The organism is Solwaraspora sp. WMMD791, from assembly GCF_029581195.1.
Taxonomy (GTDB): domain Bacteria; phylum Actinomycetota; class Actinomycetes; order Mycobacteriales; family Micromonosporaceae; genus Micromonospora_E.
Map to the genome: position 1 here is coordinate 1031910 of NZ_CP120737.1, position 22231 is coordinate 1054140.

The 22231-nt window shown below is 71.3% G+C and carries 23 protein-coding genes and 1 riboswitch; of the genes, 15 read left to right on the forward strand and 8 right to left on the reverse strand.

Annotated elements, in window-relative coordinates:
• Window positions 1-3 precede the first annotated feature (3 nt).
• Window positions 4-1851: an N-acetylglutaminylglutamine synthetase gene (gene ngg, locus O7623_RS04315; protein ID WP_282227293.1), complete on the reverse strand. Its 1848-nt coding sequence runs from the start codon at window positions 1849-1851 to the stop codon at window positions 4-6.
• Window positions 1838-3622, reverse strand: a complete 1785-nt coding sequence (locus O7623_RS04320) for an N-acetylglutaminylglutamine amidotransferase (protein WP_282227294.1) — start codon at window positions 3620-3622, stop codon at window positions 1838-1840. The genes ngg and O7623_RS04320 overlap by 14 nt, the downstream gene beginning before the upstream one ends.
• 333 nt (window positions 3623-3955) lie before the next feature.
• On the opposite strand from O7623_RS04320, the gene O7623_RS04325 reads away from it, so the two are divergent.
• Window positions 3956-4504 carry a hypothetical protein gene (locus tag O7623_RS04325; protein ID WP_282227295.1) on the forward strand — a complete coding sequence of 183 codons (549 nt, stop codon included), beginning with the start codon at window positions 3956-3958 and terminating at the stop codon, window positions 4502-4504.
• A 36-nt stretch (window positions 4505-4540) separates the two neighbouring features.
• Here O7623_RS04325 and O7623_RS04330 read toward each other — a convergent pair whose 3' ends face one another.
• The 3 genes from O7623_RS04330 to O7623_RS04340 form a co-directional block, all read right to left on the reverse strand.
• Window positions 4541-4888 carry an STAS domain-containing protein gene (locus O7623_RS04330; protein ID WP_282227296.1) on the reverse strand — a complete coding sequence of 116 codons (348 nt, stop codon included), beginning with the start codon at window positions 4886-4888 and terminating at the stop codon, window positions 4541-4543.
• Between the two features lie 181 nt (window positions 4889-5069).
• Window positions 5070-5231: a hypothetical protein gene (locus tag O7623_RS04335; protein ID WP_282227297.1), complete on the reverse strand. Its 162-nt coding sequence runs from the start codon at window positions 5229-5231 to the stop codon at window positions 5070-5072.
• Window positions 5232-5437: 206 nt separating this feature from the next.
• On the reverse strand, window positions 5438-6100 hold the full coding sequence (locus tag O7623_RS04340) for a DUF4142 domain-containing protein (protein WP_282227298.1): 663 nt from the start codon (window positions 6098-6100) through the stop codon (window positions 5438-5440).
• Window positions 6101-6377: 277 nt separating this feature from the next.
• Here O7623_RS04340 and O7623_RS04345 point away from each other — a divergent pair, with 277 nt between their 5' ends.
• On the forward strand, window positions 6378-6884 hold the full coding sequence (locus O7623_RS04345) for an MSMEG_6728 family protein (RefSeq protein WP_282227299.1): 507 nt from the start codon (window positions 6378-6380) through the stop codon (window positions 6882-6884).
• A gap of 88 nt (window positions 6885-6972) precedes the next feature.
• Entirely contained in the window at window positions 6973-7788 is an 816-nt protein-coding gene (locus O7623_RS04350) for a DUF1775 domain-containing protein (RefSeq protein WP_282227300.1), read from the forward strand.
• Between the two features lie 27 nt (window positions 7789-7815).
• Here O7623_RS04350 and O7623_RS04355 read toward each other — a convergent pair whose 3' ends face one another.
• Together O7623_RS04355 and O7623_RS04360 are read right to left on the reverse strand one after the other, a co-directional pair.
• Window positions 7816-9474, reverse strand: coding sequence for a copper resistance protein CopC (locus O7623_RS04355; RefSeq protein ID WP_282227301.1), 1659 nt, complete (start codon window positions 9472-9474; stop codon window positions 7816-7818).
• A 359-nt stretch (window positions 9475-9833) separates the two neighbouring features.
• Window positions 9834-10958 (reverse strand): cytochrome P450, encoded by a 1125-nt coding sequence (locus O7623_RS04360; RefSeq protein ID WP_282227302.1) that lies wholly within the window; start codon window positions 10956-10958, stop codon window positions 9834-9836.
• A 200-nt stretch (window positions 10959-11158) separates the two neighbouring features.
• On the opposite strand from O7623_RS04360, the gene O7623_RS04365 reads away from it, so the two are divergent.
• Window positions 11159-11800: a DUF305 domain-containing protein gene (locus tag O7623_RS04365; RefSeq protein ID WP_282227303.1), complete on the forward strand. Its 642-nt coding sequence runs from the start codon at window positions 11159-11161 to the stop codon at window positions 11798-11800.
• 103 nt (window positions 11801-11903) lie between these two features.
• Here the strand turns inward: O7623_RS04365 and O7623_RS04370 are convergent, their stop codons facing one another.
• Window positions 11904-12431 (reverse strand): hypothetical protein, encoded by a 528-nt coding sequence (locus O7623_RS04370; protein ID WP_282227304.1) that lies wholly within the window; start codon window positions 12429-12431, stop codon window positions 11904-11906.
• Window positions 12432-12553: 122 nt separating this feature from the next.
• Between O7623_RS04370 and O7623_RS04375 the strand changes: the two genes are divergently transcribed.
• The 11 genes from O7623_RS04375 to gcvP all read left to right on the forward strand — a co-directional run bounded on the left by O7623_RS04375 (window position 12554) and on the right by gcvP (window position 22168).
• The gene (locus tag O7623_RS04375; protein ID WP_282227305.1) at window positions 12554-12955 is read left to right on the forward strand and encodes a hypothetical protein; all 402 of its coding nucleotides are present in this window, start codon (window positions 12554-12556) and stop codon (window positions 12953-12955) included.
• A gap of 122 nt (window positions 12956-13077) precedes the next feature.
• Window positions 13078-13707 (forward strand): CDP-alcohol phosphatidyltransferase family protein, encoded by a 630-nt coding sequence (locus tag O7623_RS04380; protein ID WP_282227306.1) that lies wholly within the window; start codon window positions 13078-13080, stop codon window positions 13705-13707.
• Window positions 13704-14615, forward strand: coding sequence for a DUF881 domain-containing protein (locus O7623_RS04385; RefSeq protein WP_282227307.1), 912 nt, complete (start codon window positions 13704-13706; stop codon window positions 14613-14615). The genes O7623_RS04380 and O7623_RS04385 overlap by 4 nt, the downstream gene beginning before the upstream one ends.
• Window positions 14612-14944 (forward strand): small basic family protein, encoded by a 333-nt coding sequence (locus tag O7623_RS04390; protein WP_282227308.1) that lies wholly within the window; start codon window positions 14612-14614, stop codon window positions 14942-14944. Before O7623_RS04385 ends, O7623_RS04390 begins: the two co-directional genes overlap by 4 nt.
• 8 nt (window positions 14945-14952) lie before the next feature.
• Window positions 14953-15813: a DUF881 domain-containing protein gene (locus O7623_RS04395; RefSeq protein WP_282227309.1), complete on the forward strand. Its 861-nt coding sequence runs from the start codon at window positions 14953-14955 to the stop codon at window positions 15811-15813.
• 66 nt (window positions 15814-15879) lie between these two features.
• Window positions 15880-16260: a glycine cleavage system protein GcvH gene (gene gcvH, locus O7623_RS04400; RefSeq protein WP_282227310.1), complete on the forward strand. Its 381-nt coding sequence runs from the start codon at window positions 15880-15882 to the stop codon at window positions 16258-16260.
• Window positions 16261-16483: 223 nt separating this feature from the next.
• Window positions 16484-16936 carry an FHA domain-containing protein gene (locus tag O7623_RS04405; RefSeq protein ID WP_282227311.1) on the forward strand — a complete coding sequence of 151 codons (453 nt, stop codon included), beginning with the start codon at window positions 16484-16486 and terminating at the stop codon, window positions 16934-16936.
• A 119-nt stretch (window positions 16937-17055) separates the two neighbouring features.
• The gene (locus O7623_RS04410; RefSeq protein ID WP_282229302.1) at window positions 17056-17751 is read left to right on the forward strand and encodes a MerR family transcriptional regulator; all 696 of its coding nucleotides are present in this window, start codon (window positions 17056-17058) and stop codon (window positions 17749-17751) included.
• 93 nt (window positions 17752-17844) lie between these two features.
• Window positions 17845-18309, forward strand: coding sequence for a bifunctional nuclease family protein (locus O7623_RS04415; RefSeq protein ID WP_282227312.1), 465 nt, complete (start codon window positions 17845-17847; stop codon window positions 18307-18309).
• Window positions 18310-18483: 174 nt separating this feature from the next.
• Complete coding sequence (locus tag O7623_RS04420) at window positions 18484-19050, forward strand: MerR family transcriptional regulator (RefSeq protein ID WP_282227313.1); 567 nt, start codon at window positions 18484-18486, stop codon at window positions 19048-19050.
• 85 nt (window positions 19051-19135) lie between these two features.
• A riboswitch (glycine riboswitch) is annotated at window positions 19136-19234 on the forward strand.
• 129 nt (window positions 19235-19363) lie between these two features.
• On the forward strand, window positions 19364-22168 hold the full coding sequence (gcvP, locus tag O7623_RS04425) for an aminomethyl-transferring glycine dehydrogenase (protein WP_282229303.1): 2805 nt from the start codon (window positions 19364-19366) through the stop codon (window positions 22166-22168).
• Window positions 22169-22231: the final 63 nt, after the last annotated feature.

Consider the following 22231-nt stretch of genomic DNA (forward strand, 5'->3'; position numbering starts at 1 on the left):
CGATCACGACGTCGCCGCCGCCCCGCCGGGCCCGGCCGGCGACCACCTGCGCTGCGGTGCGCTGGTGCCGGGAAACAGCAGGTCGATGAAGCGTTCGGCGGTCGGTTGCGGCTCGTGGTTGGCCAGACCGGGGCGTTCGTTGGCCTCGATGAACACGTGATCGGGCTGATCGGGAGCGGACACCAGCAGGTCCATTCCGGTGACCGGGATGGCCAGGGCCCGGCTCGCCGCGACGCACGCCTCGGCCAGGACGGGGTGCAGCCGGTCGGTGACGTCGTGGATGGTGCCACCGGTGTGCAGGTTCGCGGTACGCCGTACGGTGAGCACCTCACCGGCCGGCAGCACGTCGTCCATGGCGTAGCCGGCCTCGGCGACCACCTCCCGGGTGAGGTCGTCCAGTGGGATCTTCGACTCGCCGCCGGTGGCCGCCGCCCGTCGCCGGCTCTGCCGCCGGACGAGGTCGGCGACGGTGTGTACGCCGTCGCCGGTGACCGCGGCAGGTCGCCGCACCGCCGCCGCGACCACTTCGTGGTCGATCACCAGTACCCGCAGGTCCTCGCCCCGGTGCCGCTGCTCGATCAGCACGTCGGGGCAGTGCCGGCGGGCCAGGGCGACCGCGTCGCGCAGCGCGACGGCGTCGGTCACGCCGACGGTGATACCGGTGCCCTGCTCGCCACGGGCGGGTTTGACCACGACTTCGCCGACCTCGGCGAGGAACGCCTCGTCGGCGGCGTCGGCGGTGGCGGTGCGACCGCGTGGCACCCGCAGCCCGGCGTCGACGAGCACCCGACGGGTCACCCGTTTGTCGTCGCACCGGCTCATCGCCACCGCCGAGGTGAGCTCGGACAGTGACTCTCGGGTGACCACGGTGCGGGCGCCGTGGGTCAGTCGCAGCTCACCCCACCGGGCGTCGATCACCTCGACCCGGATCCCGCGGCGCATGGCCTCGTCGGCGACGATCCGGGCGTACGGATTCAGGTCGTCGTAGCCGTCGGGCATGCTGGCCAGGAACAGCCGTTCGTTGATCGGGTTCTTGCGTTTGACGCACAGGGTGGGGGTGCGTTCGAAGCCGAGGCGTTCGTACAGCCGGATCGCGCCGTCGTTGTCCGCCAGCACCGACAGGTCGACGTAGCGTCGGCCCCGGTCGGCGAGCCGCCCGGCCAGCTCCAGCAGCAGCGCCTGCCCGGTGCCCGGCGGGGCGTGCAGCGGGTCAACGGTCAGGCACCACAGGCTGGATCCGTTGTCCGGGTCGTCGAAGACCGCGACGTGGTCGACGCCGGTGACGGTGCCGACGAGCTGGCCGGTGACCGACTCGGCGACCAGGTGGACGAACCGGTCGGTGGCGGCGTTGTTCACCAGGGTTTCGACCGGTGCGGTCACCATGCCGTTGTGGGCGTAGATCCGGTTGACGGCGTCGGCGTCGGCGTCGTCGCGCAGCAGCCGGATCCGTAGACCCGGCTCTGGCGCCGGCGGCGCGCTGATGCCGGTCAGGTCCAGTCGGAAGGTCAACGACGGGTCGATGAACAGCTCGTCGGGCAGCCGCGACACCAGTACGTGCGGGTCGGGCAGGTAGATGCAGATGTCCCGGGATCCGGCGGCCTCGGAGCGCAGGACGTCGGCGACCTCGGCCGGGTCGGCGAAGGTCTGGCCGAACACCAGTCGGCCCCAGCCGCATTCGAGGATGACGTCGGCGCTGTCGGCGTCGGCGGGCGTCGACGCGGCGACGGTACCGTCGGGCGTCGGTGGGTCGCCCACGACGATCGGGTCCCCGCCGGGGCCGATGCGTTCCCGTCGGGGCGGTGCCGGGTCACTGTCGGGTCGGGCGGTGTTCGTCTCGTCAGTCGATGCCATGACTCTGCAGCCACATCTCCAGCAGTCCGAGTTGCCACAGCTTGTTGCCGCGCAGCGGGGTCAGTTCGGCGTTGGGGTCGCGCAGCAGCCCGTCGACGTACCCGTCCCGGAACAGACCGCGGTGGCGGGCCGCCGGGGCGTGCAGCGCGTCGCGGACCCGGTCGAGCAGTTTGCCCTCCAGATGGGTCAGGCCCGGCACCGGGAAGTAGCCCTTCGGCCGGTCGATCACCTCCCACGGCAGCACCCGCCGCCCGATGTCCTTGAGGACACCTTTGCCGCCCTGGGCGAGTTTGAGCTCCGGTGGGCACGTCGCGGCGAGTTCGACGAACTCGTGGTCGAGGAACGGCACCCGGGCTTCGAGGCCGTGCGCCATGGTCATGTTGTCGACCCGCTTGACGGGGTCGTCGACGAGCATCACCGTGGTGTCGATCCGCAGTCCGGCGTCGACGGCCTGCTGTGCGCCCGGTCGGGCCAGGTGGGCGGCGACGAACTCGCGGGCCGGGTCGCCGCCGGTGAGGTGGTCGGGGTTGAGCACCCGGGCGAGCCCGGCGGCGTCGCGGTCGAAGAACGACCGGGCGTACGTGTCGAGCGCGGCGTCGCGACCGACCTCGGCCAACGGCGGGTACCAGTGGTAGCCGCCGAGGATCTCGTCGGCGCCCTGCCCCGACTGCACCACCTTCAAGTGTTCGGCGACGACCTGGCTGAGCAGGTAGAAGGCGACGCAGTCGTGGCTGACCATCGGTTCGCTCATCGCCGCGACCGCTGCTTCCAACGGCGGCACCAGGTCCCGTGCGGCTACCCGGATCTGGTGGTGGTCGGTGTCGAACCGCTGGGCGACCAGGTCGGAGTAGACGAATTCGTCGCCTTCGCGGCCGCCGACTGCGTCGAAGCCGATGGAGAAGGTGGCCAGGCCGCGTTGCCCCTGCTCGGCCAGGAGCGCCACCACCAGGCTCGAGTCCAGCCCGCCGGAGAGCAGCACACCGACGGGTACGTCGGCGACCATCCGGCGCCGGACCGCAGTGGTCAGCGAGGCGAGCAGCGCGTCCTGCCAGTCCGTCGCGGACCAGCCGTCGCGCGCCGGGTCGCGGGTGAACGGCGGATCCCAGTAGACCCGTTCGTCGACGCGGCCGTCGGGCTGATAGACCCGGACCGTCGCCGGCGGTAGCTTACGAACTCCGGCGAGGATCGTCCGCGGTGGTGGTACCACGCTGTGGAAGCTCAGGTAGTGGGCGAGCGCGACCGGGTCGATGCTGGTGTCGACGTCGCCGCCGGCCAGCAGCGCGGGCAGGGTGCTGGCGAAGCGGACCAGGCCGGGGCGTTCGTCGACGTACAGCGGTTTGATGCCCAGCCGGTCCCGGGCCAGCACCAGTCGGCCGGTGTCGCGTTCGGTGATCGCGACGGCGAACATCCCCACCAGGTGGTCGACGAAGTCGACTCCCCATTCGGCGTACGCCTTGACGACGACCTCACTGTCGCCCTGTGAGAAGAAGCGGTGGCCGCGTGCCTGCAGCTGTTCCCGTAGCTCACGGTAGTTGTAGATGCACCCGTTGAAGATCGCGGTGAGGCCGGCGGCGGAGTCGACGATCGGCTGGTTGCTGGCCGCCGACAGGTCAATGATTTTGAGTCTTCGATGCCCGAAGGCCACGCTGCCGTTCGACCACGATCCGCCTTCGTCGGGTCCGCGGTCACTCATCGTGGCCGCCATCCGTTCCACCGCGCCGATGTCGGCACGGGACCCGTCGCGGCGCAACTCTCCCGCAAGTCCGCACATGCGAACCCATCCTGCCAGATCAGCCACGGCTCGCCCAGTTGTGCCGGTGCCGGCAGCGGCACGGTGGACCGCCGGGGAGCCTGTTCGTTCCGCACAGCGAGATCCCGCCCCGGCCCGCACAGCCGGTCTCGCTACGCTGTCCGCGGACCCGCCCCTCGGGTGACGGATCAATCAAACAGTTGGTTGCTGAACCGATCCCGGCGTTCCACCGGACATGCGGCACGCGGTAACGTTCGGTCGGATTTGATGAACGGTCGGCGGATACCGCCCTCGCTGTCCGGCGTGGGCTTTCCGTCCGGTTCCGGCGGGCGTCGTCCGGGGAGGGCACGAAGTTTGCTGACCACGCTTGAGGGTTACCACCTGCGCGCCTCGGTACTCGGGCACTCCTGGCTCACCGCGCAGCTGGAACGCCGGGGCGCCGGAACCGACCCGACCGCACTGTTCGGCGTCGTCGAAGGTGCGTTCGTGACGGTCATCGACCAGCTGACCCGCAGCGGCTTCCAGCCCACGGAGCTGCGCTGCTTCGCCGACGCGGCGGCCCGGTTGACTGCCGGCGGACGCGAACCGGTCACCGCCGACGAGGTAGCCCGAATCGTCCGGTACGAGTTCGGCGAGGCGGTCGACGTCCGCGACATCGAGGCGCGTCGGGCCGTGCCGGTCCGCCGCGCCGTGGTCGGCACCGCTGTACGTCGGTTGAAGTTCACCCTGCACGACGTGGACAACCTGCTCCGGCGCGCGGAGAACCTGGCGGCGCAGTGGGGCTTCGCCACCACCGGTTACCACCCCGGCCTGATCACCACCGGCTACCTGCTCGTGGTGGAGACCCGCTGGTCACGCAAACGGCTGCGACACCGGCACACCCAGCTCGGGCAGGTGCTCTGACCCGGTGGGGTGCCGCCTTGGCGGCACCCCACCGGGTCATCGCGGAACGGCCGGGTCGGTGACCGCCGCCCCGGCGGGGAACCCGAACAGCCCGAGCAGGCCGGTCGCCCACAGCTGCCGGCGGGCGAACCCACTGAGGTTCTCCAGCTCGAGCCGGCTGCCGCTGACCGAGGCCGCCTGATGACAGGCGACCAGACTGCCGATGCCGGTCGAGTCGATGAAGCTGACCAGTTTGAGGTCGAGCACGATCCGGGCCGGCGTCGACCGGGCCAGGATCGCGGTGACCGCGTCACGGACCTCGCCTGCTGTGGCGAGATCGAGCTCGCCGTGCAACGCGAGTCGTACGGTGGGCCCCTGAAAGCTCTTGGTGATGACGAAATCCACGTCGTGCCTCCGGTCGGGTGGCGACGGGTGCGGGGGGAGGGAGACACCGTAGGGCATCGGTCACCGACGCCCGGGGCGGTGTGTGAGCCGTCACGTTACGGTATGTACGTTCGTTGTGCCACCCCTGTCGCGCAGTGTGCGGACACCGCCGTCGACCGGGGCGGCTGAGCCCCTCGACGGCCTACCAGGGCTCGGCCGGTTCGTCGGCGAGTCCGTCGCCCGGCGTCGCGTCGTCGGTGTCGGCCGGCTCGACCGCCCCGGCGTCGTCCTCACCCGAGGTGACGTTGTCGTCGGGCCCGCCCACGGTGTCCCCGCCGCCGCCCTCGTCGTCGGTGTCGCTCATGCGCGTGACCTCCCTGTCGGTACCTGACGCCCGGGCGGTGGGGCGTCCGTGGCCCCACCGCCCGGGCGATGACTGCTCACTCCCGGACCAGACCTGCCCGGTCACTCCCGGACCAGACCTGCCCGGTCACTCCCGGACCAGACCTGCCCGGTCACTCCCGGACCAGACCTGCCCGGTCACTCCCGGACCAGACCTGCCCGGTCGGCTCAGCTCTGCGCCGGCACGGGCGTACCGGGACTGTCCGTCGGTGCCGGCAGCGTCGGCTCGACCGTCGGCTGCGGCGACGACGTACCAGGCGCCGTCGGGCTCACCGTCGGGCTCACCCCGGGGCTGGGCGACGTCGGCAGCCCCAGCTGCGCGGCCAGGTTCTGCAGCGCCGCGTACAGCTCGTTGAGCACCGGCAACGCCTCCTGCGCCAGGTTGACCACCCGCTCGTCGGAGCCCTGGGCGATCTCGGCGTTGGTCAGCTCGACAGCGGCGGCGTAGCCCACCAGCTGACTCTCCACGAACGCCGTGTCGAACTCGCTGGCGTCCAGGCCCTGCAGCCGCGAGATCAGGTCCTGCTGCTGCTGGGTGGGTGTGTCCGGCAGCGTCACGTCGACCTCACCGGCGACCCGGGTGACCTCCTCGTCGAGCTGCGTATGGTCGGTGACCATCTCGCCGCCGACATCCTTCACCCCCTGGTCGGCGCCCTGCTCGTCCTGAGCCAGCTGCCCGGCTTCGATGGCGGTCAGGTTGACCTGGTGGATCGTGCGCAGATACTCGCTGTCGGCTTCGGAGGGGGCCGCCGCGCCAGCGGTGGCCGGCAGCAGTGCGACGGCGGTCAGTCCCGCCAGCAGGCCTGCCCGGGTGAGCACGGACCTCTTCATCATGTTCCTCCTCGCTGAGGGGCTCGTCGGGGCACCGAGGTACCCGGCCGCCCCGACGACACACCCGGGGGCCCGGATGACGCCCGCAGGGCCGTCCCGGATGAGCCGCGACGCCGGCGGGTTAGCCCACATGCAGGCCGGGGACACGCGGGCATGCCTCGCCCCCCGGCGGGTAGCCCGGTCGCCGACACCAGCTCCGGCCGGCACCCCCGCCACCGGATCCCGCCACAGCGTCGTCGCACCGCCCCGACCCGTCGTCGACCGGGGAGCTCCAGACATGCAGACCTTCCTGCCGTATCCGGACTTCGCCGCCACCGCGGCCGTGCTCGACCGCCGCCGCCTCGGCAAGCAGCGGGTCGAGGCGTTGCAGGTCCTGCGTGGCCTCACGGTGCCCGGCTACGGCTGGCGGCACCATCCGGCGGTGCTGATGTGGCGTGGCCACGAGGAGGCCCTGGTGCGGTACGGGTTGACGATCTGTCACGAGTGGGCCCGCCAGGGGCACGCCGACACGGTGGCGGACACGTTGCGCCGGGAGTTGGCCGCGACCCGGGGCGTCGTCATGGTCCGCCCGCAGGCCCGGCTCGCCGCCGACGGCGACCTGCCGGACTGGCTCGGCCGGGCCGACCTGCACCTGAGTCACCGCAGCGCGTTGCTGCACAAGGACCCGCGGCACTACCGGCCGCGCTTCGGGGACCTGCCGGCGGTGCCGTACGTGTGGCCCGGGCCGCGTGCGTCGCCGCCGCCGATCGGCCCGTCCCGTGCAGAAAATCCCGGCGCGGATTGAACCATCCGGCCCGGGTGTGCGAACCACCTACTGGTGGATCAGGTTTCGGCGGTCGAGAGCAGCCGCCGTCGCACGGGAGGCAGGGCTGATGGTGAGTGGTCGACGCGCGGTCGGGGCGCTACGCGCGGGTGTCGTACGGGTCGGCGCCACGCTGGTCGCCACGGCGGCCCTGGTCTGTCTGACCGGCACCGCCGCCGTGGCGGCCGACATCGTGATGGAGCCGACCTCGGCACCCCGCGGTGCCGGGATCATGCTCTCCTTCGCGCTGCCGCAGGAACGGCCGGCGGCGTACACCACTCAGGTCCAGCTGGACCTGCCGGCGGACCTGCCGATCGCCGAGGTGTACCCGATGTCCGTCGACGACTGGGCACCACGGATCACCAACCGGACGCTCGCCGAACCGTTGCCGGCCCTACATGGCGGGATGATGACCGACGTGACCGAGAGCATCGTCTGGCAGCGGGTCACCGCGGCACCCGTCGCGACGGACCCGGTGCGCCTGTCGGTGTCGATCGGGCCGCTGCCCGACGCCGACCGGGTCGACTTCACACTCACCCAGACGTACTCCGACGGCACCGTGGTGCGTTGGGGCGGTCCGGACGGGCAACGTCCCGGTCCGGTACTGACCTTGACCGCAGCCGACCCGGCAGCCGCCGCCGGGCACGGTGGACACTCCGGCGGCCAGCCCGCCGCCGGAGCTGACGCGGCGGCGGCACCACCGGCGGACCCGTCGGGCGGCGGCACCGGGTGGGCCCTGATGCTGGCAGGTCTGGCCGGCGGCACCCTGCTCGGCGCCGTCGGCGTCTGGTGGCGCGGTCGCCGGTCGACCACCGGCGCGGGCCCCGGCGACGACGCCGACCAGCTGGTCGGGGCCGGCGCGAGCGGCTGGCGGTTGACCGACTGACGGTTGGCTCGGACCCCGTCGACCGGCTCACCGTACCGGCACCGTCGTGGTCACCGTCGCCTGGTCGATGTCGGACAGCCGGATGGTGAACCGGACCTCCCAGTCACCCGGCACCGGGAAGGCCACGGACCCGGCCGCGTGATTGTCGTCGATGGGCAGCAGCGGCGTGGTGACCGGTTCGACCCCGACCGCCGGCAACGCCGTGGTCATCGACCACTCCTCGACCGGCAGCGGCGCACCCTCGGCCGTGTACACGTAGGCGTGAACGGTGTTGTACTCGCCGAGCTGCACCGGATAGATGTCGAACTGCAGCGTGTAGAGCGAGCTGGTCAACGTCTGGGCGAAGCTGTCCTGGCCGAGGGCCTGCGCTTCGACGACGGCGGTGCGGCCCGGGGTGGTCTGTACCAGCACGGCGCTGACCCCGAGCGCGGCGACGGCGACGGCGACCTCGACGCCGACCAGTCCACGCAGCCGCCGGGATCCGGTCGGCGGCCACCGGTTGACCAGCCGCCGCGCGTACCCGGCGGTCAGCAGCAACGCCACCATCAGGGCGACCTTCGCCAGCAGCAGCCGGCCGTAGGCGGTGTCACGTAGCGCCGCGACGCTGGCGGTCTCCATCAACCCCTGGACCGCGCCGGCCAGGACCAACCAGCAGACCGCGACCGTGGCCCACCGTGACCAGACCGGCAGGATCCGGCCGAGCACCCGGGGATGGGCGTGGCGCAGCAGGACGGTGCCGAGCACGGCCAGCCCACCCACCCAGATCCCGACGGCGGCGACGTGCACGGTGTCAGCGACGATGCTGACCGCCGGCACCGGCGCGGCGACGGCGTGTCCCGCCAGCGGCCAGGTGACCAGGCCGGCGGCGCCCAACGCGCCCACGGTGGCACGTCGACGGCGACCGCTCGCACCGGCCAGCACGGGCGCGATGAGCAGCGCGACGGCCGCCGTCACCGCCAGCCGGGCCAGCAACGCCAGCCCGTACCCGCTGGTCAGCACCGCCGTCAGGTCGCCGACGGTGACCTGCCACAGCGCACTCGCGGTGGCGTACGGGGCCTGGACCCACAGCCCGGCGACGGTGGCCGCCGCGACCAGCCCCAGCCCGACGCGGACCATCAGGACCGCCGGCCGCCGGCGCACCCCCGGCGGCCACAACGCGGCGAGCAGCAACGTCGGGCCGAGGACCAGCACCACACCGAGGTAGCCGACGTACTTGCTCACCGCGACCGCGACGGTGACGGCCGGCTGCTGCCCGTCGGCGTCGATCTCCGGCACGGTCGCCGACGGCGCGCCCACCGAGTAGGTGTACCCGCTGCCCACCGGGTGGCTGTCCGCGGAGATGATCCGGTAGCTGACCAGGTAGGTGCCGAGCGGGCGGTCCGGAACCCGCACGGGGATGACGACGGTGTTGCCCTCGGCCCTCGGCGTGCCGTCGGTGATGCGTTTGCCGTCGGGGGCCAACACCTGGAGCCGGTCGGTCACCGGCCGCACCGGTTCGCTGAAGGTCAGCACGATCTGGCGCGGCGCGGTGCCCAGTACCGATCCCGGTACCGGGTCGGCCGTCACCAGGACGGCGTGCGCGGCGGCCGGACCCGCCGGTGCGGCCAGGACCAGCAACCCGCTGACCAGCAGCACTGTCAGGCTGGCGGCACCGTGACGCCACCAGCGGCCGATCCGTCCTCGCATCGTCCCACTTCCCACCCCAGATAGTTCGTCGCGGACGGGAGAATGGTTCATCTGCCGCCCGCCGGGGTGCACAGCGGGGTCGTCCGGCACGCGGGTGCCGCGGTGGAGGTCGTGCTGGTGACGTGGTGTCAGGCCAGCGGCGCCACCGGCGTGCCGTCGCGGTCGTGGACGGTGATCGCCTCGACGGGGCACGACTCGGCGGCGTCGATCACCGCGTCGTCGGGGGGGAACGTCGGTGGCCGTGGCCCGGGACACGCCGTCGACCAGGGCGAACCGTTCCGGCGTGAGGCCGGCGCAGATGCCGGCGCCGACACAGCGTCGCGGGTCGACGCGCACCAGCCAGGTCGTCGCGGCGGCGCTCATCCCCACCTCACCGGCATGCTGCGCAGCCCCCGGACGAGCAGACCGCTCTTCCAGACCAGCTGATCCTCGGGTACGGCGAGCCGTAGCCCCGGCAGGTGCCGCAGCACGGCGTCGACGGCCACCTGCAGTTCCATCCGGGCCAGCTGGGCACCCAGACAGTGGTGGACCCCGTGACCGAAGCCGATGTGCGGATTGTGTTCCCGGGTCAGGTCGAGTTCGTCGGGGTCGGCGAAGACCGCCGGGTCGCGGTTGGCCGCCGACAGGGAGCAGATGACCGGTTCGCCGGCGCGCACGAGGGTCCCACCGACGTCGACGTCGGTGGTGGCGTAGCGGGCGAAGGCGGCGGCGACGCCGAGCGGGACGTAGCGCATCAGTTCCTCGACGGCGGCCGGCACCTGGTCGGGGTCGGCACGCAGTGCCGCGAACTGTTCCGGGTTGGTCAGCAGCAGGTAGATGAAGTTGGGAATCTGGGTGACCGTCGTTTCGTGTCCGGCGGCCAACAGGCCGGCGGCGAGCTGGACCAGCTCGGTCTCGGTGAGCCGGTCGGCGTCGGCGTCGCGGGCCGCGACCATGGCCCCCAGCAGGTCGTCGGTGGGCCGGTGGCGGCGTTGGGCGACGAGCCCGGCGATGTAACCGTAGAGGTTGTCCAGGTAGTCCTGCACCTGTTGCGGGGTCAACGAGGTGGTCGAGACGACCGCTTCGGACCAGACGTGGAACCGGTCCCGGTCGGCGCAGGGCACGCGGAGCAGTTCACAGATGACCCGGATCGGCAGCGCCGTGGCGAACTGCGTCACCAGATCGGCGGGTGGACCCTTGTCGACCATGTCGGTGATCAGTTCGTCGGCGAACCGGACCGCCCGCGGGCGCAGTTGTTCGACCCGGCGAGCGGTGCACGCCTTGGCGACCAGCCGCCGCAGCCGGGTGTGTTCGGGCGGGTCCATCGACAGCACCCCGCCCTCGATGCGCCGGGGGGTGATCCGTGGTTCGTCGCGGGAGACGCTGGCGGCGCGGGAGAACCGGTGGTCGCCCAGGACGAAGCGGACGTCGGCGTAGCGGGTGGCCAGCCAGGCGGGTTCCCCGAAGGGCAGCTGCACCCGGGTGCGCGGGTGCTGCTGACGCACTCGGAGGGCATTGGTCACTGACGGTGTCGTTGTGGGTGCTCGTCCGCTGACCGCCGATCGTAGTGAGACCTATCGATCATCTGTAGCCGTGGTGTCACCCGGTCGACTGAGTGACCTTCGCGTTCCTGTGTGGAGAATCCGTCTCGCGGCGTACGATCGACCCGTACGCGCACCCCCCGCTCGTGTGTCGAGGGGGATCGATGGCGGTCGTGGGTCGGTGGGTCGCGGCCGTGGCGGTGCTGGCACTGCTGCCGGCGGGAACGGCGTGTGGTGGCGCGACCCGTTTCGGCGCGGCACCGGTCGGTGGACCGTCAGTGGCGGCGGACCGGGGTGAGCCGGGCCCGAGCCCGACCGACGTCCGGTTCCTGCAGGAGATGATCGTCCATCACCAGCTGTCGGTGGACATGGCGGCGATGGTCGACGTCAGGGGAAGCCGGTACGAGGTGAAGGCGCTGGCCGCCGAGCTGGGGCGCGTCCAGCGGGACCAGATCCGGCTGATGTACGGGTGGTTGCGCGAGTGGGAGTCGGCCACGACCGCTGCGCCGCCGTCGGACCTGCTGCGGCCGATGGCCACCGCGTCGCCAGCGACGAACGGGTCGGCGTCGCCGACGGCGGGGGTGGCGACGGCGGCACAGTTGTCGGAGTTGGCCAGGGCCGGGGGAGCGGCACTCGACCGGCTGTTCCTCGACCTGCTGATCAGTCACCACCAGCGGTCCGTGGAACTCGCGACGGCGTACCAGCAGGTCGGTGACCATCCCGAGGTACGGGGGCTGGCGCAGCAGATAGCGGCGGCGCACCAGGAACGGATCGAGGTCAGCCGGTTGCTGCTCGCCGCCAACTGACAGCCGGTGCGACGACAACCTATCGTCCTAGGACGCCATACAGGGTGTGAGAACCCGAACGGCGGGTCCCTCCCACCCGTACAACATCAACGAAAAGTAGGTCTCAGCTCTCGTCGTCAGGATGAGCGTGCGAGAAGATCACCGGCGTGACCGGACGAACGGCGGCAGCCGACGCGTCGACCCGGAGCGGGGCCGTCGTCGTCGTCGGCACATGCTCACCGGTCAGGACCAACAACTGGTACGCGCGTTCCGCAGGCAGTCGCCCAGTGACGATCGCGACCCGCAACGGTACGGGTGGTCCGCCCGCGACGACGTCGACCGGCAGGTCGAGCACCCGGGGGTCGACCTGCCGGTCGGCGAGGTGCCCCGCTGCGGCGGGCGGCAGGTCCCGCCACGGCCGTACGGTGTGCTCGGTGAAGCCGTGACCGGCCCACTGCTCGGCCTCCGCGCTGACCCGGTCGGCGACGTGCTGGGGCACGACGTCGCGCCCACCGAGGTCGTCGCTGAGCAAGGCCCGGGCCAGCGGACTGAGGTCGGCGACCGGGCACCAGCGGGTCCGGCTGCCCCGACGGGCGGCCGTCGTCGCGCCACCCGGGGTGTCTGGGTCGAGGTCAGGCGGCATGACGACCATCCAAGCATGATCGATTGCGGTTCCGTGGCAAGGGGGCGCAGGTGGTCGGGGTCCGCCTCGCCGCCGGGTGCCCTGCGGACCGCCGTCGGTTTGCCGGCTGATCCGGCGGGTAGCCCCGCAGCGTGTCTGACGACGATCGACAGCGGCTGGCGCCGCCGGCGGGGGTCGGCACACCGACGGGGGAGCGCTGGGAGTACGGCTACCTGTACTTCGTCCACACGGTCGCACCGGCGCAAGGGTCGCAGCCGCCGGCCGCCGGTCCGACGGTGACGGTGGTGGTCGACGGCGCGGGGCACCGGTGCGCGGTGCTGGCGGGACGTCGGCTGGAGGTGCTCAACGAGTTGGGCGGTGCGGGCTGGGTGGTCAGCGACGGCTTGTGGAATCCCGAGCAGGTACGGTGGCTGGCCGAGCTGGTGGGGGCGGTGGAGGGGGTCGACCGGATGGTCGGGTACTGGCAGTCGTTCATGCGTCGTCGGGTGGGTGAGGACCCGGACGGCGGCGGTGAGTCGCCGGGGGCTCGGTGAGGGGCGCGTTATAGTGGCGCTCGCCAGGTGACAGCACCCGATGGGGGCCACCGGCTCGCTCGCCGCCGCTGTGTGTCCGCTCCGGGGGGACGGCCGGTCGGGGCGGGGGAGAGGAAGTGCCGGTGTCGCGTCCGTCCGCGCAGCCCGCGTCGACGCGGGCCGATGTGGCGTCGCGCGTGGTGACTGTTCCCAACTTCATCAGTTTTGTCCGTTTGCTTGGTGTTCCACTGTTCCTGTACCTGTTCCTGGTGCAGCAGGCGGATGTCGCGGCCGTCGTGGTGCTCGCGGTCGGCGGTACCACCGACTGGGTCGACGGGTTCGTCGCGCGCCGGATGCGGCAGGTGTCCCGCCTGGGCGAGCTGCTCGACCCGCTCGCTGACCGGCTGTACATTCTGGCCACGTTGGTGGCGTTCACCGCCCGCGAGGTGATGCCCTGGCAGTTCACCGTGGCGCTGCTGGGCCGTGAGGTGCTGTTGGCGGGGAGCCTCGTGGTGCTGCGCCGGTTCGGCTACGGGCCCCCGCAGGTGCACTACGTCGGCAAGACCGCGACCTTCGTGTTGTTGGCGGCCTTCCCGATCCTGTTGCTGTCGGCGGTGCTCGGCGCCACCACCATGGCGACGGTCGCGGCGGCCGTCGGCTGGGGGCTGGCCTGGTGGGGTCTGGTGCTGTACTGGCTGGCCGGCCTGCTGTACGTGTGGCAGACCGCCGCGTTGGTGCGGTCGATCCGGGTGACGGGGACGGAGCGGGCATGAGCGACGCCGATGGTGGCCGGGTCCGGCCGGGCCGGGGTTTCGTGCCCGACCTGTTGACGGAGCTGTTCCAGACACCGCTGGATCCGGGCTACGCCGACGCCGCGGCGCGGCGGGCGGCGGCGGGTCCACGCCGGGGTTGGCGGCGCAGGGCCGCCAGAGGGCTGACCGCGGTGTCGATGGCCGCCGTGGGTTTCCTTCTGGTGTTGGCGTACCAGAAGACGGTCGAGGAGGAGCCGAGCCGGTCGCAGGCGCGGGCCGGCCTGGTTGCTCAGGTCACCCAACGGCAGGCGGAGACCGACGAGCTGCAGGCGCGGGCGGACACGTTGCGCGACGAGGTGGCCCGCCAGCGCGACGCCGCGTTGGAAGGTTCACAGGCGGCTGACCTGCGCGATCTCGAGGCTGCGGCCGGGCTGGCCCGGGTCAGCGGCGACGGGGTGGTGGTGCGGTTGGCCGACGGTCCGGAGATGGTGGATCCGGTGACCGGTCAGGGGCAGGTCAACGAGTTGGGCCGGGTGCTCGACCGGGATCTGCAGGATGTGGCGAACGCGTTGTGGAGTGCGGGTGCCGAGGCGGTGTCGGTCAACGGCCAGCGGTTGACCTCGACGTCGACGATCCGGGCGGCGGGCAGCGCTATCCTGGTGGACTTCCGGCCGTTGACAGGGCCGTACGAGGTGTCGGCGATCGGGCCGCGAGAGCTGGCGGACGATTTCCGGTCCAGCCAGGTGGCGGCGTTGCTCAGGATGATCTCGGCGGAGCACGGTTTGTCGATCGAGGTACGTTCTGCCGATGATCTGGTGTTGCCGGCGGCGGGGGAGCCGCAGCTGCGGTACGCCCGGGCGGCACCGTCCGGTCCGCCTGCCGCTGATGGCGCTGATCCGTCCGTGACGACTTCGGGAGGCCCTCGATGACCGCCGTGTTGGCGTTGCTCGCCGGGATGCTGCTGGGTGTTTATTTCGATCCGGTGGTGCCGGCGGTGTTGCAGCCGTATCTGCCGATCGCGGTGGTGGCGGCGTTGGACGCCGTGTTCGGCGGGGTGCGGGCCAAGTTGGACGGGATCTTCGACGACAAGCAGTTCGTGATTTCGTTCATCTCGAATGTGCTGGTGGCGGGGCTGATCGTGTATCTGGGGGACCAGTTGGGCGTGGGTGGGCAGTTGTCGACCGGGGTCGTGGTGGTGCTCGGGGTGCGGATCTTCGGCAATGTCGCGGCGATCCGTCGGCACCTGTTCCGGGCGTGAGGCGGGCGATGACGCAACGTAGGCAGACAGGGACGGGTTGGCCGGAGGAAGATGCTCCGGTGCCCGTTGCTGCCACTGTGGCGGCACCGCCGGGCGTGCCGGGCGAGGGGTCGGCCGGCGGGTCGGGGCCTGTCGATGATGACGGCGGTGGGCCGGTGCGGGCACGGTGGTCGCGGATGGCGGCCTCACCGGCGGGGCTGATCATCGTGGGCCTGTTGGTGCTGCTCGGCTTCACCCTGGTGGTGCAGGTGCGGAGCAATTCCACGGATCCGACGTTGACGGCTGCCCGTCAGGAGGACCTGGTGCGGATCTTGTCGGATCTGGAGGCGCGTGAGGAGCGTCTGCGGCAGGAGATCGCGGAGCTGGAGGAGAGTCAGCGGCAGTTGACCTCGGGTGCGCAGGGTCGGGCGGCGGCGTTGGCGGAGGCGTCGCGGCGGGCGGACGAGTTGGGTGTGCTCGGGGGAGGTCTGCCGGCGCAGGGGCCGGGTCTGCGGGTGCGGTTCGTGGCGGGTCGGGAGCCGATCCGGGCGTCGGAGTTGTTGGACGCGGTGCAGGAGTTGCGGGGAGCGGGTGCGGAGGCGATGCAGATCGGTGGGGGTGACGGCCGGTCGGTGCGGGTGGTGGCGAGTACGTACTTCCTGGATGGCGATGGTGGGGTGGAGGTCGACGGGGTGCGGTTGACCGGCCCGTACGAGGTGGTGGCGATCGGGGATCCGTCTACGATGCGCACGGCGTTGAACATTCCGGGTGGGGTGGTGGCGTCGGTGTCGGGTGACGGCGGTACGGTGATCGTCGAGGAACGCGATGTGGTCGATGTGTCGGCCACGAGCGCCCCGATCCAGTTGCGTTACGCGCGTCCGGTCTCCTGACCGGGCGGGTGCCCCGCTCCGGTGGGGGTTGTCAGTGGTGTGCTGCTCAGAGGTGAGGGACCGGCCGTGATTCCAGAGGATCTGCGGTATACCGCGGAGCATGAGTGGGTGGCGGGCGACGACGCCGGCACCGTGCGGGTGGGGGTCACTCATTTCGCGCAGGACGCGTTGGGTGACATCGTGTTCGTGGAGTTGCCGGCGGTCGGGTCCGAGGTGTCGGCGGGTGAGCCGTGTGGCGAGATCGAGTCGACCAAGAGTGTGTCGGAGATCTACGCGCCGGTGAGCGGCACGGTGGTGGCGTGTAACGAGGTGCTGGTGGACGCGCCGGAGACGGTCAATTCGGACCCGTACGGGGCGGGTTGGCTGATGCGGGTGGAGCTGTCGGATCCGCAGGCGTTGGGCGGGTTGCTCGACGCGGCGGCGTACCGGGAGCTCACCGAGCGCTGACGGGTGTCCGGGGGCGTTGTATCGTGTGCCCGCGAGTCTTGTTGACCCTAGTTTTCGGCGCTGGCTAGGCTCGCCCAGTCGTCCGAGAAGCCAACTACAGTCGAGCGTTGCGGAGTAATTGCCGTACCGGCATGGGGGAGCTTGCGCCTTGCGATCCATCAAGGGTTGGTGGCTTGCCCGACAGACCCGACGCGAACCGAACAACAGATCCGTGAGGTGGTCCATGACGCGCCCAGACGACGAGTTCCCCCCACTCGACGTCACGTCGACGTTGAATCTCGGTTCGCTCGATGAAGTCTTGGAGGGGCCGGACGCCGATGTGGTGCCGAGCCGGATGTCGGGTTCGTTGCCGCCGGGGATGGCGTTGCTGGTGGTGCGGCGGGGTCCGAACGCGGGGGCCCGGTTCCTGTTGGACCACGATGTGACGACGAGTGGCCGGCATCCGGACAGTGACATCTTCCTGGACGATGTGACGGTGTCGCGTCGGCACGCGGAGTTTCACCGTGACGGCGGTACCTTCACCGTGCGCGATGTGGGTAGCCTGAATGGCACCTATGTCAATCGTGAGCGGGTGGAAGCGGCGACCCTGAGCAATGGTGACGAGGTCCAGATCGGTAAGTTCCGGCTGGTCTTCATCGCTGGTCCGCGGCCGGACGAGGAGGTTGGCCGCGGCTGATGCCGGGGGTGCGTGCGGAGGTGGTGCCGTGCGTGTGTGGCTGACGCCGGTGGTGAGCCGGGGGTGTCGTGGTGAGTGAGCAGGCGGCGGCCCGGGATGGTGTGGCCTCGGCGCCGTTGATGAGCATCGGTGAGGTGCTGGCCGAGTTGCGTCCGGATTTTCCGGACACGACGATCTCCAAGTTGCGGTTCCTCGAGGCTGAGGGGCTGGTGGAGCCGCGGCGTACCCCGTCTGGTTACCGCAAGTACAGCTGGGAGGACGTGGCCCGGCTGCGGTTCGTGTTGACGGCGCAGCGGGACCAGTATCTTCCGTTGCGGGTGATCCGGGAGCAGCTGGCGCGTCAGGATGCCGAGTCGGGCCCGGCGGCGGGTCGGGCCCGGCCGGCGTTGGTGGCGGTGGGGCCGTCCGGTGAGGTGCCGGGTCGGCCGCCGGTGCCGGCGGCGCAGTCGCGGTGGAGCCGTACGGAGCTGTTGGAACGTAGTGGTCTGGAGTCGTCGACGCTGGCCGAGGTGGAGCGGCTGGGCTTGGTCGTGGCGGATGCGCCGGGCTGGTACGACGCGGACGCGGTGGTGATCGCGTCGGCGGTGGCGGGGCTGTTGCGGCACGGGTTGGAGGTGCGGCACCTGCGGGCGGTGCGGGCGGCGGCGGACCGGGAGGTCGGGTTGTTCGCGCAGCTGGTGTCGCCGTTGGCGCGGCAGAACGATCCGGCGGCGCGGGCGCGGGCGGCGGAGACGGCCAGTGAGCTGGTTGGTTTGTCGCAGCGGCTGCACGCGGCGTTGGTGCGCTCGGGGTTGCGCGGCACGGTGGGCCGGTGAGCTGGCGGGCGTGACCGGACGGTTGCGCAGTGGTCCGTGTACCGTGCAGGGAGGGCCGGAAGCGGGTTTGGTGACGACGACACGGAGGCGGCGGTGCGTGAGCTGAGCGTGGTCGGGGTGCGGGTGGAGTTGCCCACCAACCAGCCGATCGTGCTGCTGCGTGAGGTCGACGGGGACCGCTATCTGCCGATCTGGATCGGTGCGGTGGAGGCCACTGCGATCGCCTACGAGCAGCAGGGGGTGAAGCCGACCCGGCCGTTGACGCATGATCTGTTGCGGGACATCCTGGCGGCGTTGCGGGCACCGCTGCAGGCGGTGGAGATCACCGAGTTGAAGGACAACGTGTTCTACGCGGATCTGGTGATCGGTGACAGTGTGCGGGTGTCGGCGCGGCCCAGTGATTCGATCGCGTTGGCGTTGCGGGTGGGTGCCCCGATTCGTTGTGCTGAGCAGGTGCTCTCGGAGGCGGGCATCGTCATTCCGGATGAGCAGGAGGACGAGGTCGAGAAGTTCCGGGAGTTCCTGGATCAGGTGCGTCCGGAGGATTTCGCGGGGTGAGGCGTACACCGGGTCGGGTGATCCGGTGTACGGGTGCGCGGGGCGTGTCCGTCGGTGTGCGGCGTGTCGCGTGGTCAGTTGCCTGGTACGGCTCCCAGCTGGGGTTAGGCTGGCCTTGTCGATGGGCTCATGTTCCGTCCCGGGTGTGGGCCGCACTGACGGGGAGGTTTCCGTATGCCCGCGCAGCGAGAGCCGGATCCGGGTTCGTCTGATCATGTGGACGGTGTCGGGCCGGAGGAGGATCTGGTCGGCTACCGCGGCGTGACGGCCTGCCACGCGGTCGGCATCAGTTACCGGCAGTTGGACTACTGGGCGCGTACGGCGCTGGTGGTGCCGAGTGTGCGTGACGCGGCGGGGTCGGGTTCGCAGCGGCTGTACTCGTTCCGCGACCTCGTGGTGTTGAAGGTGGTCAAGCGGCTGTTGGACGCCGGGGTGTCGTTGCAGAACATCCGGAAGGCGATCGACACGTTGCGGTCGCGGGGGGTGGCGGATCTTGCCGGGATCACGTTGATCTCGGACGGGACGACGGTGTACGAGTGCCGCTCCCCGGAGGAGGTCGTGGATCTGCTGCAGGGCGGCCAGGGCGTGTTCGGGATCGCGATCGGCGGTGCGTTCAAGGAGATCCAGGGGTCGTTGTCGCAGTTGCCGGCGGAGCCGGCGGTGACGGAGCCGGCGCAGGAGTCGCCGGTGGCCGCCGGTGACGAGTTGGCGGCGCGGCGGGCTCGGCGGCGGGCCGGCTGAGCGGCCCCGCAGGGGTTGTCTTCGCGGTGGTGATCGAGGTCACCGCAGCGGCGTCGGTGGGTTGCCGGTAGCGTGGATGCTGCTGTGCACCCGTGTGGGAGAGATCGTCCGCTGGTTCGGCGGGCGGCGCCGAAGGGGCAAATCCTCCCCGGAACCTCTCAGGCAGAAGGACCACGCGGGTTGGCGACTCTGGAGGCGGCTTAGCTGACAGAGGGGGAGGTTGCGTGTCGACCTCTGCCTCGGGAGCTGCCTGGTGTCTGCTTCGTTTTCGTACCCTGATCTGCCGGCTGCGGCGTCCGAGCCGGCGGGGGAGTTGTCGTTCGCCGATCGGCACATCGGCCCGGATTCGGCGGCGCAGCGGCGGATGCTCGACGTCGTCGGGTACGCCAGTGTCGACGATCTGATGGACGCGGCGATCCCGGAGGTGATCCGGTGGCGGGACCGCCTCGACCTGCCGGAGCCGCTGGGTGAGGCCCAGGTGACGGCGGCGCTGCGGGCGGTGGCGCAGGCCAACATCCCGGCGGTGTCGATGATCGGTCTGGGGTGTCACGGCACCCACATGCCGGCGGTGATCCGCCGCAACGTGCTGGAGAACCCGGCCTGGTACACGGCGTACACCCCGTACCAGCCGGAGATCAGCCAGGGCCGGTTGGAGGCGTTGCTGACGTTTCAGACGATGGTGTCGGATCTGACCGGGCTGGCGACGGCGAACGCGTCGATGCTGGACGAGGCGACGGCGGCGGCGGAGGCGATGACGTTGGCCCGGCGGGCGTCGAAGTCCGCCAGCGACGTGTACGTGGTGGACGCCGACGCGTTGCCGCAGACGGTTGCGGTGCTACGGACCCGGGCGGAGCCGCTCGGTATCGATGTGCGGGTGTGTGATGTGGCGGCGGGTCTGCCGGCGGAGTTCTTCGGTGTGCATCTGCAATGGCCGGGGGCGTCAGGCCGGGTCCGCGACGACGCGGCGGTGGTCGCGGCGGCGCACCGGGTGGGCGCGCTGGTGACGGTCGCCGCGGATCTGTTGGCGTTGACGCTGCTGCGTCCGCCGGGGGCGTGTGGCGCCGATGTGGCGGTCGGTACGTCGCAGCGGTTCGGGGTGCCGATGGGGTTCGGTGGCCCGCACGCCGGCTACCTGGCGGTGCGGGCCGGGTTGGAGCGGATGCTGCCGGGCCGGCTGGTGGGGGTGTCGCGGGACGCGGCCGGTGACCGGGCGTACCGGTTGGCGTTGCAGACCCGGGAGCAGCACATCCGGCGGGAGAAGGCGACGAGCAACATCTGCACGGCACAGGTGCTGCTGGCGGTGTTGGCGGCGATGTACGCCGTGTACCACGGTCCGCAGGGGCTGCGGGCGATCGCGGCGCGTACGCACGCGTCGGCGGTGCGGCTACGCGCCGGGTTGGCCGCCGGTGGGGTACGGGTCGGTGACTGGCCGCTGTTCGACACGGTGACCGCGACGGTGCCCGGCGAGGCGGCGCAGGTGGTGGCGCGGGCGGCGGCGCGAGGGGTGAACCTGCGGCTGGTGGACGCCGACACGGTGGCGGTGTCGTGTGACGAGACGACGACGCCGCAGCATCTGGCGGCGGTGTGGGCGGCGTTCGGGGTGGCCGGCCACGACGGTGACGCGCCGGCGGCGATTCCGCCGCAGTGGCGGCGCACCGACGAGTTCCTCACCCACGAGGTGTTCCACGCCTACCGCAGTGAGACGGCGATGATGCGGTACCTGCGGCGGCTGGCGGACGCCGACTACGCGCTGGACCGCGGCATGATCCCGTTGGGGTCGTGCACGATGAAGCTGAACGCGGCGGTGCAGATGGAGCCGGTCAGTTGGCCGGGGTTCGCCGAGGTGCATCCGTTGGCGCCGGCGGCGCAGACGGCCGGGTACCGGCAGTTGATCGGCGAGTTGGAGGGCTGGCTGGCGGAGGTGACCGGCTACGACGCGGTCAGTGTGCAGCCGAACGCGGGGTCGCAGGGGGAGTTGGCCGGGTTGCTGGCGATCCGCGCGTACCACCGGTCGCGGGGGCAGGCGCAGCGGACGGTGTGTCTGATTCCGTCGTCGGCGCACGGCACGAACGCGGCGAGCGCGGTGATGGCGGGGATGCGGGTCGTGGTGGTGGGCTGCGATGTCGACGGCAACGTCGACGTGGCCGACGCGCAGCGGCTCATCGACGCGCACCGGGACACCCTCGCGGCGATCATGGTGACGTATCCGTCGACGCATGGGGTGTACGAGGACGGCATCGCTGACCTGTGTGCCCGGGTGCACGACGCCGGCGGGCAGGTGTACGTCGACGGGGCGAATCTGAACGCGTTGCTGGGGTACGCCCGGCCGGGCCGGTTCGGCGCGGACGTGTCGCATCTGAATCTGCACAAGACGTTCTGTATCCCGCATGGTGGTGGCGGCCCGGGGGTGGGTCCGGTGGCGGTGCGGGCCCATCTGGCGCCGTTCCTGCCGGCGGATCCGCTGGTCGGGGGAGCGGGGCCGGTGATTTCGGGGTCCCGGTACGGGTCGGCGGGGATTCTGCCGATTCCGTGGGCGTACCTGCGGTTGATGGGTGCCGACGGACTGGTGCGGGCGACCGGTTCGGCGGTGTTGGCGGCGAACTACGTGGCGGCGCGGCTGCGGGGGCATTTCCCGGTGCTGTACGCCGGCAACAAGGGCCTGGTGGCGCATGAGTGTGTGTTGGATCTGCGGCCGTTGACGAAGGCGACCGGGGTGACGGTGGAGGATGTCGCGAAGCGGCTGGTCGACTACGGGTTCCACGCGCCGACGATGTCGTTCCCGGTGGCGGGCACGTTGATGGTGGAGCCGACCGAGAGTGAGGACCTGGCGGAGCTGGACCGGTTCTGCGCGGCGATGATCGCGATCCGGGCGGAGATCGACCAGGTGGCGCAGGGGGTGTGGCCGGTGGCGGACAGTCCGTTGCGGCAGGCGCCGCACACGGCGGCGATGGTCGTCGCCGATGACTGGTCGTTGCCGTATCCGCGGTCGGTGGCGGCGTTTCCCGCCGGTCAGGCCGCCGGTGGCAAGTACTGGCCGCCGGTGCGGCGGGTGGACGGCGCCTACGGCGACCGGAATCTGATGTGTGCGTGTCCGCCGCCGCAGGAGTACAGCGATTGACGCCGGTGTCGCGGCGGGTGGGCGCGTCACCGGGCGGCGGGTTCGCCGCCCGGTGCGGCATGT

Excerpts from the sequence above, each read along its gene's own strand:
- ngg (WP_282227293.1), bottom strand. The coding sequence starts at position 1,851 with ATGGCATCGACTGACGAGACGAACACCGCCCGACCCGACAGTGACCCG.
- O7623_RS04320 (WP_282227294.1), bottom strand. The coding sequence starts at position 3,622 with ATGTGCGGACTTGCGGGAGAGTTGCGCCGCGACGGGTCCCGTGCCGAC.
- O7623_RS04335 (WP_282227297.1), bottom strand. The coding sequence starts at position 5,231 with ATGAGCGACACCGACGACGAGGGCGGCGGCGGGGACACCGTGGGCGGG.
- O7623_RS04340 (WP_282227298.1), bottom strand. The coding sequence starts at position 6,100 with ATGAAGAGGTCCGTGCTCACCCGGGCAGGCCTGCTGGCGGGACTGACC.
- O7623_RS04345 (WP_282227299.1), top strand. The coding sequence starts at position 6,378 with ATGCAGACCTTCCTGCCGTATCCGGACTTCGCCGCCACCGCGGCCGTG.
- O7623_RS04350 (WP_282227300.1), top strand. The coding sequence starts at position 6,973 with ATGGTGAGTGGTCGACGCGCGGTCGGGGCGCTACGCGCGGGTGTCGTA.
- O7623_RS04355 (WP_282227301.1), bottom strand. The coding sequence starts at position 9,474 with ATGCGAGGACGGATCGGCCGCTGGTGGCGTCACGGTGCCGCCAGCCTG.
- O7623_RS04365 (WP_282227303.1), top strand. The coding sequence starts at position 11,159 with ATGGCGGTCGTGGGTCGGTGGGTCGCGGCCGTGGCGGTGCTGGCACTG.
- O7623_RS04370 (WP_282227304.1), bottom strand. The coding sequence starts at position 12,431 with ATGGTCGTCATGCCGCCTGACCTCGACCCAGACACCCCGGGTGGCGCG.
- O7623_RS04385 (WP_282227307.1), top strand. The coding sequence starts at position 13,704 with ATGAGCGACGCCGATGGTGGCCGGGTCCGGCCGGGCCGGGGTTTCGTG.
- O7623_RS04390 (WP_282227308.1), top strand. The coding sequence starts at position 14,612 with ATGACCGCCGTGTTGGCGTTGCTCGCCGGGATGCTGCTGGGTGTTTAT.
- O7623_RS04395 (WP_282227309.1), top strand. The coding sequence starts at position 14,953 with ATGACGCAACGTAGGCAGACAGGGACGGGTTGGCCGGAGGAAGATGCT.
- O7623_RS04405 (WP_282227311.1), top strand. The coding sequence starts at position 16,484 with ATGACGCGCCCAGACGACGAGTTCCCCCCACTCGACGTCACGTCGACG.
- O7623_RS04410 (WP_282229302.1), top strand. The coding sequence starts at position 17,056 with ATGAGCATCGGTGAGGTGCTGGCCGAGTTGCGTCCGGATTTTCCGGAC.
- O7623_RS04420 (WP_282227313.1), top strand. The coding sequence starts at position 18,484 with ATGCCCGCGCAGCGAGAGCCGGATCCGGGTTCGTCTGATCATGTGGAC.